The organism is Sorangium sp. So ce1036 (genome assembly GCF_051369805.1).
In the GTDB taxonomy this organism is placed as follows: Bacteria; Myxococcota_A; Polyangia; order Polyangiales; family Polyangiaceae; genus Sorangium; species Sorangium cellulosum_F.
In genome coordinates, this window is sequence record NZ_JBBMOX010000001.1 from 2,542,516 (window position 1) to 2,556,095 (window position 13,580).

The 13,580-nt window shown below is 72.0% G+C and carries 11 protein-coding genes; 2 read left to right on the forward strand and 9 right to left on the reverse strand.

The features are described 5' to 3' along the window. Positions 1–216 precede the first annotated feature (216 nt). On the reverse strand, positions 217–1,302 hold the full coding sequence (locus tag WMF31_RS09730; RefSeq protein WP_436601662.1) for a serine/threonine-protein kinase: 1,086 nt from the start codon (positions 1,300–1,302) through the stop codon (positions 217–219). A gap of 450 nt (positions 1,303–1,752) precedes the next feature. On the opposite strand from WMF31_RS09730, the gene WMF31_RS09735 reads away from it, so the two are divergent. Beyond that, positions 1,753–2,991 carry a hypothetical protein gene (locus tag WMF31_RS09735; RefSeq protein ID WP_436601663.1) on the forward strand — a complete coding sequence of 413 codons (1,239 nt, stop codon included), beginning with the start codon at positions 1,753–1,755 and terminating at the stop codon, positions 2,989–2,991. Positions 2,992–3,149: 158 nt separating this feature from the next. After that, positions 3,150–3,785 carry an MBL fold metallo-hydrolase gene (locus WMF31_RS09740; RefSeq protein ID WP_436601664.1) on the forward strand — a complete coding sequence of 212 codons (636 nt, stop codon included), beginning with the start codon at positions 3,150–3,152 and terminating at the stop codon, positions 3,783–3,785. A gap of 93 nt (positions 3,786–3,878) precedes the next feature. Here WMF31_RS09740 and WMF31_RS09745 read toward each other — a convergent pair whose 3' ends face one another. The 8 genes from WMF31_RS09745 to xylF all read right to left on the reverse strand — a co-directional run bounded on the left by WMF31_RS09745 (position 3,879) and on the right by xylF (position 13,514). Further along, positions 3,879–5,273 (reverse strand): sigma-54-dependent transcriptional regulator, encoded by a 1,395-nt coding sequence (locus tag WMF31_RS09745; protein ID WP_436601665.1) that lies wholly within the window; start codon positions 5,271–5,273, stop codon positions 3,879–3,881. 161 nt (positions 5,274–5,434) lie between these two features. Next, positions 5,435–5,863, reverse strand: a complete 429-nt coding sequence (locus tag WMF31_RS09750; RefSeq protein WP_436601666.1) for a CBS domain-containing protein — start codon at positions 5,861–5,863, stop codon at positions 5,435–5,437. Between the two features lie 172 nt (positions 5,864–6,035). Next, complete coding sequence (locus tag WMF31_RS09755) at positions 6,036–6,470, reverse strand: response regulator (protein ID WP_436601667.1); 435 nt, start codon at positions 6,468–6,470, stop codon at positions 6,036–6,038. Between the two features lie 65 nt (positions 6,471–6,535). After that, the gene (locus WMF31_RS09760; protein WP_436601668.1) at positions 6,536–8,134 is read right to left on the reverse strand and encodes a protoglobin domain-containing protein; all 1,599 of its coding nucleotides are present in this window, start codon (positions 8,132–8,134) and stop codon (positions 6,536–6,538) included. A gap of 11 nt (positions 8,135–8,145) precedes the next feature. Further along, positions 8,146–8,679, reverse strand: coding sequence for an adenylyl-sulfate kinase (locus WMF31_RS09765; protein ID WP_436601669.1), 534 nt, complete (start codon positions 8,677–8,679; stop codon positions 8,146–8,148). Continuing rightward, positions 8,676–9,791 (reverse strand): phosphotransferase family protein, encoded by a 1,116-nt coding sequence (locus tag WMF31_RS09770; RefSeq protein ID WP_436601670.1) that lies wholly within the window; start codon positions 9,789–9,791, stop codon positions 8,676–8,678. Before WMF31_RS09770 ends, WMF31_RS09765 begins: the two co-directional genes overlap by 4 nt. A 337-nt stretch (positions 9,792–10,128) precedes the next feature. Then, positions 10,129–12,135: a multicopper oxidase family protein gene (locus WMF31_RS09775; RefSeq protein ID WP_165373388.1), complete on the reverse strand. Its 2,007-nt coding sequence runs from the start codon at positions 12,133–12,135 to the stop codon at positions 10,129–10,131. Between the two features lie 302 nt (positions 12,136–12,437). Then, positions 12,438–13,514, reverse strand: a complete 1,077-nt coding sequence (xylF, locus tag WMF31_RS09780; protein WP_436606536.1) for a D-xylose ABC transporter substrate-binding protein — start codon at positions 13,512–13,514, stop codon at positions 12,438–12,440. Positions 13,515–13,580: the final 66 nt, after the last annotated feature.

Genomic DNA, 13,580 nt, shown 5'->3' on the forward strand with positions numbered 1-13,580 from the left:
AATTCTGCAGGGGTCTGCCGATGAGGGAGAAGACCGCAAAGGCGCAATGGCACAAGGGCGCGAGGGAAACGAGGGAGAGAGCGCCGCTCGCCTCTCCCCTCTTTCCCATGCGCCCTCGCGGCCCCTCTTGCCCCCCGCCGCGGCGCGCGTCGCGCGCGCTCGGGTCGACCCCGGGGCGCGCGTGCGTCCGCGACGGCGGCGCGGCCGCCGGCGCGATCAGTCCGACCCGAGCAGCCAGGCGATGGCGCTCCCGATCGCGAAGAACAGGATGCCCGCGCCGGCCAGCGCGGCGCGCGAGGCCCGCCCCTCGATGAAGCGGGCCGCGGTCCGGAGGCTCGCCGGGGCCATGCGCATGCTCTCCGGCGCCGTGAGCTTCTGCAGGACGGCGTCGAGCGCCACGAGCACGGCGCGCGCATGGGGGAAGCGGTCGTCCGGGTCCTTGGCCAGGAGGCGCATCACCACGCCCTCGAGCGCCGGCGGGACGACGACGCCGGGGGAGCGCTCGGCGATGGGCGGCGGGGGCGTCGACCGGTGCTCCGCGAACAGCGCGGCCGGCTCGACGGCGGTGAAGGGGTGCTTGCCCGCGAGCATCTCGTAGAGGATGACGCCGAGCGCGTAGAGGTCGGCGCGCCGGTCGATCGACCGCATGCCGAGCGCGGCCTCCGGCGCCATGTACGCCACCGTGCCGAGCAGCACCCCGGCGTTCGTGAGCGAGCGGCGGGAGCCGTCGTCGGTGGTGAAGGAGAACTGCTCGACCGGGACCTTCGCGAGGCCGAAGTCGATGAGCTGGACGCGCTCCTCCGGCCCGTCGAGCACCATGATGTTGAGCGGCTTGACGTCCCTGTGCACGATCCCGAAGTCGTGCGCCGCGTTGAGGGCGGTCGCGATCTGGCGCGCGATGTTCGTCGCGCGCAGCGGCGGGATGGGGCCCTGGTCGATGAGCTTGCGCAGCGTGATGCCGCGGATGAACTCCATCACCATGAACCACGAGCCGTCGTCGAGCTGGTTGGTCTCGTACACCGCCGCGACGTTCGGGTGGTAGATGTGGCGGCCGGCGATGGCCTCGCGCTCGAAGCGCTCGATGAGCTCCGGCAGCTCCTCGGCGTCGGGGTGGAGCACCTTGACGGCCACGTCCTCGCCGGTCGCGAGCTTCGTGGCGCGGAAGACGGCGGCGATGCCGCCCATCGCGACGAGCTCCTCGATGCGGTAGCGGTTCACGAGCGTGCGGCCGATGAGCGCCATGGCCCGCTCCTGCGCCGCGGAGCTCGCCCTGCCCCCCGCGATGTACACGGACCCGCTCATGCGGGGGCGCCCCCCGCCCGCGCGCCCCCGCCCCGGCGCCGCGCGCGCGTCGGTGCGCCGCGCCCGCAAGGCGCTCCGCGGCGGAACGGCAGGTCCACCCTCGCTGGCATCGTACGCGCTGACACCCGGCGCCCGAGGGTAGCGCCCCTCTCGGTCAAGCGCCATACCGCGAAACCCCGGGGCCCGGCGGCGAGCGCGGATCGAGAGCGCGCCGGGAGAGGGGAGTGTCACTCCAGGATCTCCGTTTCTTGTGAGAGACGAGAATTCGACGCAAGAACGCTGAGCCGCGAGGCGGTGCGGCCCTTTGGGGGCTCACCCCACATGGGCGCCGACGCGCGCGGGCACACGAGGCGTCGGCGCACGACAGGAGACGACACACCGAATTCGCAGATGCGTTTTCCCGATCGGCTCGTGTAGCCTGTATGGGTGGAGGTTTCCATGCAGAGCACAATGCGTCACGCCGTTCTCCTCGCGCTGCCCATCGGGCTCGCCGTAGTCGCCTGCTCCGCTCCCGAGGCGTCGAGCCTCTTCGTCTCCGGCTCCTCGGGGCAGGGGAGCGCGACGTCGTCTTCCTCGGGCGGAGCGGGCAGCGGCGCGACGGGCGGGGGCGGCGCGACGGGCCAGGGCGGGGGCGACGCGGGCGGGGGCGGCGCGGGGACCGGGGTCGTGGAGCCGCCGACCTGCGGGGAGACCTACGTCGATTGTGACGGCGATGCGGAGAACGGGTGTGAGGTCAACGTGACCGGAGACGCCCGGCACTGCGGCACCTGCCCGGTCGAGTGCGAGGGCACCTGCCGGGCCGGCGCCTGCGTCCCCGTCACCGTCCACGCCACCGACCAGCACGAGCCGCTGTACATCGCCGCCGCCGGCGGCAACGTGTTCTGGACCAACGGGGGGGTCGAGGGCTCCGTCATGCAGTTGTCGCGCGACGGCGACACCACGATCCCGCTCGCCACCGGCCAGGTCAACCCGGCGGGCATCGTGTCCGACGGGACGCACGTCTTCTGGGTCAACCAGGGCGTGAGCGGCGAGGACAACGGCCAGGTGGTGCGCGTGCCGGTGGGCGGCGGCGAGGATCCGGTCGTCGTCGCCGCGGCGCAGTCCGATCCCTTCAGCGTGGCGGTGGACGAGGAGTTCGTTTACTGGGTCAACCGCGAGGGCGCTTCCCTCGTCCGCACGCGGAAGAGCTCGCGCGGCAATGGCCCGTTCGTCGAGATCCCCACCGGCGGGACGCCCCACGCCCTCACCGTCGACGCGACCCATGTCTACTGGACCCTCCGCGACGGCGGCGGCCGCGTGATGGCCGCGCCGAAGGACGCGCGGGGCGACACCCCGCCCACCACGCTGGCGACCGATCAGGGCGAGGTGCGCGAGATCGCCGTCGACGCCACCCACGTGTACTGGACGACCAGCAGGACGGGCACCGTGGTCCGCGCGCCCAAGGCCGGGGGCGAGGTCACGGTCGTCGCCCGTGGGCTGGGCAATCCGCGGGGCATCGCCGCCGACCGGACCGGCATCTACTGGGCCGACCCGACCTCGACGGACGTCATGAGGGCGTGGCCGAACGGCGTCACCGGGGCCTTCGCCGCGGGAGAGCGGTCGCCCCTCGGCATCGCCGTCGACGCGGAGCGCGTCTACTGGACCAACAGCCTCGGGCGGGTCGGCAGCATCGTGAGCGCGCCGAAATAGCGGGCCGGGGGGCGCGACGCCCGGCGCGCGGCGGGAGGCCTCCGCGCCCGGGCGATCGCCCGCCGCCGGGCCGCGGCGTCGGGCTCGCCTCCCCGGCCGCCGGCGTCGCGGCGAAGCCGCGGTGGGGTCCGACGCGCGGCGTGCTACAAGCTCGCCCCGTGCAGATCGAGACATTTCCCACAGGGCCGCTGGGGTGCAACTGTTCGCTCCTCGTCGACCCGGTCAGCAAGGGCGCGATCGTCATCGACCCCGGGGGCGACTTCGACGAGATCCGCGCGCGCCTCGAGCGGGCCGGGGCGCAGGTCGCGGCCATCGTTCACACGCACACGCACATCGATCACGTCGGCGCCACGGCGCCGCTGCAGCGATGGTCGGGCGCCGCGGCGCGCATTCACGAGGCCGATCGGTTCCTCTACGACATGCTCCCCATCCAGGCGGCGTTCCTCGGCGTGGCGACGCCGGAGACGTGCGAGATCGACGGCGACCTGAACGACGGCGCGATCGTGAAGGCCGGCGGCCTCGATCTCCACGTGCTCCACACGCCGGGGCACACGCCCGGCAGCGTGTCGTTCCTGATCGAGTCGAAGGCGGGCGCCGTCGCGTTCACGGGGGATACGCTGTTCCGGCGCGGCATCGGCAGGACCGATCTGTGGGGAGGCGACTCGCAGGCGATCTTTTCATCCATACGGCGCAAGCTGCTCACGCTCGACCCGTCGACCCGGGTCGTCACCGGACACGGCCCCTCCACCACCATCGGTGAGGAGCGAGACCGAAATCCGTTTCTCAACGCGTGATGCGCACCGCGCGGGCGCCGCCGGCGTGCCGTGTCGGCTTCAGCACGGCCAGCGCGCCGGCCGGCGTGACGGCGGGGGCGCCGATCGCTGCCGCTACTCCGCCGGCGGCGGCCGCCTGGACTTCGCCGTCATCCCGTATTCGTGGAGGCGGTACTGGATGGTGCGGATGCTGATGTCGAGCAGCTCCGCCGCGCGCGTCGTCGACCCGTTCGTGGCCTCCAGCGTGGAGAGGATCGCGTAGCGCTCGATCTCCGCCATGGTCGAGCCCGGGATCCGCACGGCGCCCTTGGGGACCGGCGCGACGTCGATGGGCAGGTGCTCCTCGTCGATGAGCGTGTCGTCGCAGAGCACCACGGCCCGCTCGATCGCGTTCTCGAGCTCCCGCACGTTCCCCGGCCACCGGTGGGCGACGATCTTCCCCCGCGCCCGGTCCGTGAACCCCTCGATCTTGCGCCGGTTCTCCGCGGCGAACCGGCGGAGGAAGTGGTTCGCCAGGAGCAGCACGTCGGTGTCGCGGACGCGCAGCGGCGGCATGTCGATGTGGACGACGTTCAGCCGGTAATACAGGTCCTCCCGGAAGCGGCCCTCCTGCACGGCCGTCACGAGATCGCGGTTCGTGGCCGCGATGAGCCGCACGTCGACCGACACCGGGTCGTTCCCGCCGACGCGCTCGAACGTCCTCTCCTGCAGGACGCGGAGCAGCTTCACCTGCGTCGAGGGGGCGATCTCGCCGACCTCGTCGAGGAAGAGCGTCCCGCCGTGCGCCTGCTCGAACCGGCCGATGCGCCGCTTGTCGGCGCCGGTGAACGCGCCGCGCTCGTGGCCGAACAGCTCGCTCTCGAGGAGCGACTCCGCGAGCGCCGCGCAGTGCAGCGCGACGAACGGCCCCTTGGCGCGCGGGCCCTTCGCGTGGATGGCGCGCGCGAGCTCGCCCTTGCCCGTGCCGCTCTCGCCGGTGATGAGCACCGTCGCCCGGGCCCCCGCCACCTGCCGCGCCATCCGGTAGACCTTCTGCATCGCCGGGCTCGCGCCGATGAGCCCCTCGACGCCCTCGCCCTCGCGCTCCCGGAGCTGCCGGCGCAGGTTCTCCGCCTCGACCCGGAGCGCGCTCCGCTCGATGGAGCGCTCGATGGCGAGGAGGAGCGCGTCGAAATCGACCGGCTTCGTCAGGTAATCCTCGGCCCCCGCCCGCATCGCCTGCACCGCGGAGGACACGTCCCCGAACGCCGTGACGACGATCACCGGGAGATCCGGATCCTGCTCGTGGAGCTTCCCGAGCAGCGCGACGCCATCCATCCTCGGCATCTTGAGGTCGGTGATCACGATGTTCGGCGGCCGCTCCGCCGCGACCTCGAGCGCCTCGACCCCGTCGGCGGCCGCGTCGACCAGGTAACCCTCCTGCCGCAGGAGCTTCTCCAGCCCCGAGCGCGCGCTCGCCTCGTCGTCCACGACGAGCACCCGCGAGCCCTGCTTCTTCCCAGCGTTCATGTCGTTCCTTCCGCAGACCTCGGGAGGATACCTCGACCGCGGGGCGCCGCGATCCCCGTTCGGCCGCGCCGCCCGCAGGCGGGTGTCCCCCGGGAAATAACGCAAGATCTGCGTCGCAGCGAAGGCGGCGCGAGGGGTCTGCGGGGAGGCGGGCGGGCGTCTCAGCGGGTCTCGGTCGCCTCGACGTTCTCGCGGATGCCGGCGCCCAGGTCGGAGAGCTCCGCGGTGAGCAGCACCATGAGATCGTCGGCCGTGACGATGCCGGTCACCTTGCCGTCGTGACGGACGATCGGCAGCCGGCGGATGCCGCGCTCGCGCATGATGCGGAGCGCCGTCTCGATGCTGTCGGTCTGCTGGAGCGTGGTCGGGTCGTACGTGACGATCTCGGAGACCAGGGTCTCCGCGGGCGAGCGCCCCTCCGCGAGGACCCGCAGCACGAGATCCCGGTCGGTGAGGATGCCGATGGCGCGCGCGCCCTCGGTGACGACGACGCACCCGACGCGGAACTCACGCATCCGGCGCGCGACATCGATTGCGGTCTCGGTGAGCTCCGCGCTCACGGCTCCATGCTCGAAACGGCTGAGGGACATGCCCCGACCCGGTGCACGCCCCGCGCCAGGCGCGCTCCCCCGGCGCTCTCCCCGGGCGGCGCGCGGCGCGGCCCGCTCCGGGGTGGACCGCCCGCGGGGCGGGGGCGGCCGGCCGCAGCGGTTGCACGCGAGCGCAAGTCGTTCGCCGGGGGCGGCGCCGCGCGCCGGGGGCTCACTGGCTCGGGCCGGGGCAGGGGCGGGGGAGGCTCGGCTGCTCGGCGGCGCGCATCGCGGCCGCGCTCGCGCGGAGATCCCTGCTCAGGGCGGCGTAGTCGACCGGCTTTTCGTGCACCACCGCCCGGGGCTCGAACTCGTGCCCGAGCCGCGCCACGATCTCGGGATAGCTGGTGAGCACGAAGAGCGGGAGCCCCGGCCGGAGCGACCTCGCGAAGCGCGCGACCGCGATGCCGTCGGCGTGGGGCATCCGGAAGTCCGTGACCAGGATGTCGGGCAGCGGGCGCCGCGTGAGCCGCGCGATGCCTAGGGCACCGTCGGTGGCGAGCTCCACCCGGAAGCCGTCGTCCTCGAGCAGGCGCACCAGCACGCGGGCGGTCCGGACGTCATCGTCGACCAGGAGAATCAGCGGGTCCTCGACGCGGGGTTCCACGCAAGGACAGCTACCAATTTGCGTGCCAGACGCAGCTCCAGCCTGGTCGATGCGGGCGAGGAGGCTCATCCGGAGAGGCGGATGGGGAGCGTCACCCGGAAGAGCGTCCTGCCCGGACGACTCTCGAACTCGATGGCGCCCTCGTGGTCGGTGACGATGCGGTGCGCGATCGCGAGGCCGAGCCCGGTGCCGTTCGGCTTGGTCGAGAAGAACGGGTCGAAGATCGGCGCGTCCGGGCTCGCGAGCCCGGGCCCGTTGTCCTCGACCTCGATGACGGCGTGGCGCGGCCGCCGCCGCGCGCGCAGGATCACGGCGCCGCCGCCGGCCGCCTCCAGCGCCTCGATCGCGTTGCGGAGGAGGTTCAGGAGGACCTGCCCGATCTTCGCGGGATCGAGGTCGAGCACGATGTCGGCCGAGGGCAGGTCGAGCTCCACCTCGACGTGCGCGCCGGCGCCGTCCGACCGGGCGAGCCGCGCCGCCCGCTCGCAGAGCGGGAGCAGCGAGGCCTGCGTGAGGACCAGCGGCTTCGGCCGCGCGAAGTCCAGGAACTCGCTCACCAGCGCGGACAGGCGGCGGATCTCGTCGTGGACGACCCGGATCGCGTCCTGGGTGTCCGGATCCGCCATGCCGGCGCGCGCGAGGCCCCGCTCCAGGAAGGTCAGGTGGAGCTGCGCGCCGTTGAGCGGGTTGCGGATCTCGTGCGCGAGCCCGGCGGCGAGCGTCCCCACCGCGGCGAGCTTCTCGCTCTGCCGCACGCGCGCGGCGAGCGCGTTCTCGTCGGTGGTGTCCTGCCCGATCGCGAACAGGACGACCCCGTCGTCGACCTCGGAAGGGGCATACGCGAGCTGCCAGCGCACGTCGCGGATCTTGCCGGCCCGCGTGCGGAGGCTGCTCTCCAGGAGGTCCGCGCCGGCGCGGCGGCCCGCGGCGATGTCCTTCACGAGGGCGCCGTGATCGCCGCGGACCTCCTCGGGGAGGAGCGTCTCGACGAACGGCATCCCGACGACCTCCTCCCGCCCGAGCCCGGTGATCCGCTCGGCTTCCCGGTTGAAGAGCCGCACGATCGCGTGCGCGTCGAGGCCCACGATGAGGATGCGGGCCAGCTCGACGGCGTTCTTGTAGCGGTGCTCCGTGCGCGCGAGCGTGCGGCCGACCTCCTCCCGGTCCAGGCGCTCGGCGCGCTGCGCGCGCGCGAGGAAGGCGTCCCGGTACGTCTCCAGCATGATGGCGAGCTCCAGGTCGAGGACCTTGTTCACCGCGGCCCGGACCTCGGCCGCCCGCGCGCCGAGCGCGCCCTGGGCGATCTCGTCGAGCGCGAGGCGGATGAGCGCCATCGCCGTGAACATGTACCGCTGAGGCAGGCCGACCCGCACGTGGATCCGCCCGATCTTGGCGGTCTCCTCGAAGTACGCCTCGTCGTGGGGCCCCGTGAGGAGCCGCGCCATCCAGCGGACGAGCGAGCGCTTGAGCCGCTCCACCTGCTCCTCGCCGGTGAAGACCCGGTGGGCGTCCTCGTGCTCGCGGATGCGATCGTAGAACTCGGCCGCGATGCGGGGAAAGTGGGGCTCCGCGTGGGCGCGAAAGGCGGCGAGGCAGCGCGCGTCGTCCTCGTCGAAGCGGACGTAGCGCTTGATCTCCTCGAAGAGGCTCTCGCGGCCGGGCACGGCGGCGGAGCCTACCACGGGGCCCCTTCCCCGGACGCGGACCAGGACCTCGCGGCCGCGACGATCGCCCGCAGCGCCTCGTCGTCCTCGCCGCCGCGCGCGACGATCTCCGGCGCGCGCGGCGCCTCGTAGTCGAGGCCCGCGCCGGGGAGCCCGCCGAGCGCGCCGGCCCCGGCGGCCCGGTAAAGGCCCTTCGCGTCGCGCTCGCGGCAGATCGGGGGGGGCACGTCCACGAACACCTCGACGAGCCGCGGCGCGAGCGCGCGCGCTCGCTCGCGGTAGGCGCGGCGGTGCGCCGTCGCCGGCACGACCACGACGAGCCCCTGGCGCGCGAGCAGCGCCGACAGGCGCGTGAGCGTCTCGTAGAAGCCGTCGCGGCCCGCCGCGTCGTAGCCGGGCCGCGGGACGAGCGCGTCCCGGATCTCGTCGCCGTCGAGGAGGCAGCTCGCGAGGCCCTCGCCGCGGAGCGCGCGGAGCGCCCGGCCGGCGAGGGTGGATTTGCCCGACGACGGCAGCCCCGTGATCCAGACGACCCCGCCGCTCACGCGAAGATCCTCTCGGCGTCGTCCGGATCGAAGCGCTCGGCGTCGAGGGCGCGCTCCACGAGCGTGAGCAGCGCGCCCCGCGCGCGCTGCGTGACCGCGGGGTACCAGCGCGGGTTGGCCAGCACGAGCGCGCGCCACGCGAGGAACGGCGCCGCCGCCTCGAGCAGGCCCGCGGCGCCGCTCCACCCGAGGTACACCTGCCAGAACCGCCGCCACAGCGCGCGGAAGCCCGCCTGCCACGCGCCGGGCGCGTCCAGCGCGAAGAAGATGTAGTTGATGGCGAGGCAGGTGACGTCGTCCGCGGGATCGCCCTGCGAGCCCCGGCTCGTGTCGAGCAGGGTGAGGTCGGATCCCTCGTCGAAGACGATGTTGAACGGGTGGAAATCGCCGTGCGTGCGCGCGAGCCGCGTGTCCCGGCCGCGGAGCTTCCACCGCCACTCGACGCAGCGCCGCTCGATGGCCTGGAGCCGCTCCGGCGGCGCGCCGGGCACGTCGTCCGGGTAGCCGTCGATGATGCCGAAGATGCCCTCGCCGTGGCCGACGAGATCGCGCACCGCGCGGCGGTAGGTGCCCGGCTGCGCGCCGGGCGCCCCGTGGAGCGCGATGAGGTAGCGGGCGAGCGCCTCGCAGCGCGCGAGATCCTCCGGGAGCGCGCGGCGCTCCTTCGCGATCCGGCGCAGATCCGTCGCGTAGACGTGCCCCTCGGCGTACGTGGTCAGGAGGTAGAACTCGCCCGCGTCCCGCAGCGACAGGAAGCGATGGTCGCGGGTCAGCGAGCCGACGTCCACCGCGCGGACGTGCGACGGGATCGACCCGAAGGTGTCGAAGGCGAGCAGCATGTCCGCCGCGCGATCCGCGCGTCGCTCGTGCCCGAACTCGTTCGCCGTCGACGTGTGGAAGACCAGCCTCCGCGTCGAGCCGTCCCGCCCCGCCACCGTGATCCGGCGCGCGACGCCGTACCCGGCGGCCTTCTCGGTGAGGTCGTGGCTCGAGCTGCCGTCCGGCCCCAGGGGGGCGATCTCCACCACCCGTGCATCCGGCAGGACCGCCTCGACGAGCTGACGGATCTGACGGGAGGGCTCGGGCTCGGGCAAGACCGTCTGGGTGCTCATGGTGTCCTCGGGCGCGAAAACAAGGGGACTGGGTGACGTGCTGACGTGGCCATGAGCCCAGCAAGAAGCAGGCCGCGTGCCCGATGGGACCACCCGCCGCGCAGCGTCCCGGGATCCTGGCGTCGCGCCGCGCGGGGCGGCGAGCTCGGCGGGCTGGCCGGCGCGGCGCGCTCGCAGAACGTGCGCCTGCGCGCGAGGCGTGCGCCGCGCCCGCGGGGAGAGAAGGGATCCGGGAGGTGGTGCGGTATCGGCCCGGAGGTCCTCTGGTCGCACGCGGGGCGCGGCGCTCAGGCGCTGTTTTCCGTGTCGAGCCCGCCGCGGTCGACGACGCGGGCGCTCACTCCCTCGAGTGACCCCGCGGATCTCGATGCTCGGATTCGTGGAACGGGAGATCGCGGGGTTTCGGCCCGATGAGCAGAGGCCGCATCATCTCGTGATCTTCGTGCTCGAGGATGTGGCAATGCCACACGAACAGCCCGGGGCTGGGGAACTTCGCCTTGATGCGCGTGATCTGACCAGCGAGCGCGCCGACCGTGTCCTTGAAGCCCTCCTCCCCGGGGAACGGATCGATGGGCGGCGCGGACTGGTCGAGCACCTGGCGGTTGACGACCTGGAACTGCGCGTTGTGGAGGTGGATCGGGTGGTCGTCCGCGGTGAAGTTGAAGAGCTCCCAGAGCTCGATCGAGCCCGGGTCCGGCCTCTCCGTGATGCGATCGTCCCAGTGGAGCCGTACCGGCGTGTCTTCCCCACGGACGACGCCGAGGAGCGCCCGGATCGGGCCCACTCCCTCCAGCATCTCCTCGTTCAGCGACACGCGCCGTGCCGCGTCCTCGTCGCCGAGCGGATCGAAATCCGGCAGCGTGAGCAGCTCAGGGGGCGTGCTCGTGTCCGTGCTCGTCGCCTCCTTCACGCGGAACTGCATGACCTGGCCCGTCGTGTCCGGGTCGGCCACGGACGGCATGCCAGGCATGCCGGCGGGGACCTCCGGTCCGACGTTGAGGAGGAGGATCTCGGTGCCGGCGGGGACGCCGCTGAAATCGATGATGACGTCCCAGCGCTCGGCCGGCCCGACGAAGAGCTCATTGACCTGCACGGGCCTGGGGAGGAAGCCTTCGTCGGAGCCGATCACCCAAATCGGGAGCTCGTTGCTCAGCCTCAGGACCAGGAGCCTCGTGTTGCTGCCGTTCAGGATGCGGAACCGGTAGCGGCGCTTCTGGACGTCGAGGTAAGGCCACGTCTTGCCGTTGACCACCATCGTGTTCCCGAAGAACTCGGGAACCCAGTACGGCGCGATGGGGCCGTTCGGCGTGTAAACCTCCCTGGCGAGCGCGGCCGGAAGCCCCCGGCTGTCCGGGTAGAAGAGCGAGCCGTCGTTGTTGAACGAGCGATCCTGGATCACGAGCGGGATATCGAACACCTCGGCTCCGGGGCGGTCGAGCGGCCCCGGGCGCGGTCCAGGCAGCACCCCCCTCGGCAGATCGTGGGGACCGCCGCTGATCAGGTAGAAGCCGGCGAGCCCGGCGTAGACGTTGAGCCGGGTGATACCGAGGCAGTGATCGTGGTACCAGAGCGTCGTCGGCCGCTGGCGGTTCATGTACTGGAACACGGCCGACCCCGGCCTCCACAGGGGCCCGAGGCGTGATGTCTTCTGGAAGTAATCGTAGAAGGTCCCGGTCGTCGCGAAGCCGTCCGGGATGTTGCGCGCGTTCGGCAGGAACCACGCTTCCGGGAAGCCGTCGCTCTCCTGCTCCACCGGGGCCGCCCCGTGGAGGTGGGTCACGATGGGCACGGGGCCGTTGTAAGGATCCGGCGGGCAAGGGCCCCTGAACTTGGGCGCGTCGTCGCGGCCCTCCTCCCCGCCGGGCGGGTTGGCCCAGTGGAGCGTCGGGTCGACGGTGAACAGGTGCGGGAGGAACTTCCCCGTCCGGCGATCGGTGAGGTCGTTGATCCACCTCACGCGCACCGGCTTCCTCCACGTGGCGTCGATGGTGAACCCGGGATACGAGAACGTCCCCGGGTGCTGGGCGGAGCCGTACGCCCACACCGTCGTCCGGGGAAAGTCCGCCGGCAAGATCTGCTGCCTGATCTGACGGACGGCGATCTCGTAATAGTCGATGAAATCGTCGTGGATGAGGCGCCCCCTCGCCCTGGGCATGACGGGGGGAATCAACAGCGGCTCCGTGTACTTCGGGATGCACCCGGGGTCGAGCGTCGGGAACGACGGGGCGGGGAAGTCACATCGGCCCACGGGCACCCGCGCGAGCCCCTCGCGACGGAACAGGAGGAGCCCGCCCGTCGCGGTCAGGCCGTATTGCAAGAGCAGTCGTCGCTTCAGTGAAGACATCGGATCTCCTTGCGCCATGATCGGCGGCGCGAGCGCACGGCCAGCATGACGGCGGCGCAGATCCGGGCCATCCAGGAAGCGCCGGATTTAGGGATGCTGCGTGTTCACGAGCAGATCCCGATTCCTCATGTAGTCGCTGCGATCCGGCGTTGTTCGAGCAGATCGAGTCCGCCTCGGGCGAGGCGCGGTATGCCGGAGGGAGATCGGGTGTCAGGAGCCGCGTCGGGGACGGCGCGGAGCGCGGCGAGCGACCCCGCGGTGGCGAGATCGCTCGCGGCGGCGATGCAGCTCTCGTCCCGCGGCTACTTGGCCGCCGGCCACTGGTCCTTGGGAACGTCCTTGTAGACGTCCTCGACCTTGTGGAACCCGTCGGCGATCACCGTCGAGGCGAGGTTCGTCTTGTCCACGGCGATCGGCGCGATGAGCACGCTCGGGACGTCCTTCTTCCCGTTGTTGACCGTCTGCGTCTTCTCGCCGAGGTCCTCCTTCTTCGCCAGCTTGACGGCGAGCTCGGCGGCCTTCTCGGCGAGGGCCTTGAGCGGCTTGTAGACGGTCATGCTCTGGGTGCCGGCCGCGACGCGCTGGCAGGCGGCGAGCTCGGCGTCCTGACCCGAGACGCCGACCTTGCCGGCGAGCTTCTGCTCGCCGAGCGCCTGGACGGTCGCGCCCGCGAGCCCGTCGTTCGAGGCGACGACGGCGGTGACGTCGTTCTTGTTCTTCGTGAGCGCGTTCTCCGTGATCTTCAGCGCCTCGACCGGCTGCCAGTCCTTGGCCCACTGGTCGGCCACGACCTTGACGTCGCCCTTGTCGATGAGCGGCTTCAGGACGTTCATCTGCCCCTCGCGGAAGAGCTTCGCGTTGTTGTCGGTCGGGGAGCCGCCGATGAGGATGTAGTTGCCCTTCGGGTGGTTCTTGACCAGGTACTCGGCCTGGAGCTCGCCCACGCGCACGTTGTCGAACGACACGTAGAGGTCCACGTCGGAGTCGAGGATCAGCCGGTCGTAGGCGAGGACGGGCACCTTCTGCTTGTGCGCCGACGCCACGATGGTGGCGGTCGTCTTCGCGTTGTGGGGCACGACCACGAGGACGTCGACGCCCTGCGTGAGCAGGTTCTCGGCCTGCGAGTTCTGCAGGGCGTCGTCGCCGTTCGCCGACTGCACGAGGACCTCGGCCCCGAGCGACTCGGCCTTCGCCTTGAAGAGGTCGCGGTCGCGCTGCCACCGCTCCTCCTTGAGGGTATCCATCGAGAAGCCGATCCGGATCTTCTTGTTTGCACCCTTGGTGTCCGCGGTCTTCGCGGCGCTCTCTCCCGTCTTGCCCGCCTCGCCCTCGGACGGCTTCGAGCAGCCGGCCGAGAACGCGAGCGAGAGCATTGCCATGAGGAACGTAGAACGACGAATCAAGGTGACCTCCGCGTCAGTGGAATGGGGTTGCTATGGGGCGCC

What these genes read in the sequence shown, in the direction of transcription:
- WMF31_RS09730 (WP_436601662.1), bottom strand. Translation starts at nt 1,302, where the DNA reads ATGAGCGGGTCCGTGTACATCGCGGGGGGCAGGGCGAGCTCCGCGGCG.
- WMF31_RS09735 (WP_436601663.1), top strand. Translation starts at nt 1,753, where the DNA reads ATGCGTCACGCCGTTCTCCTCGCGCTGCCCATCGGGCTCGCCGTAGTC.
- WMF31_RS09745 (WP_436601665.1), bottom strand. Translation starts at nt 5,273, where the DNA reads ATGAACGCTGGGAAGAAGCAGGGCTCGCGGGTGCTCGTCGTGGACGAC.
- WMF31_RS09750 (WP_436601666.1), bottom strand. Translation starts at nt 5,863, where the DNA reads ATGTCCCTCAGCCGTTTCGAGCATGGAGCCGTGAGCGCGGAGCTCACC.
- WMF31_RS09770 (WP_436601670.1), bottom strand. Translation starts at nt 9,791, where the DNA reads ATGAGCACCCAGACGGTCTTGCCCGAGCCCGAGCCCTCCCGTCAGATC.
- WMF31_RS09775 (WP_165373388.1), bottom strand. Translation starts at nt 12,135, where the DNA reads ATGTCTTCACTGAAGCGACGACTGCTCTTGCAATACGGCCTGACCGCG.
- xylF (WP_436606536.1), bottom strand. Translation starts at nt 13,514, where the DNA reads ATGGCAATGCTCTCGCTCGCGTTCTCGGCCGGCTGCTCGAAGCCGTCC.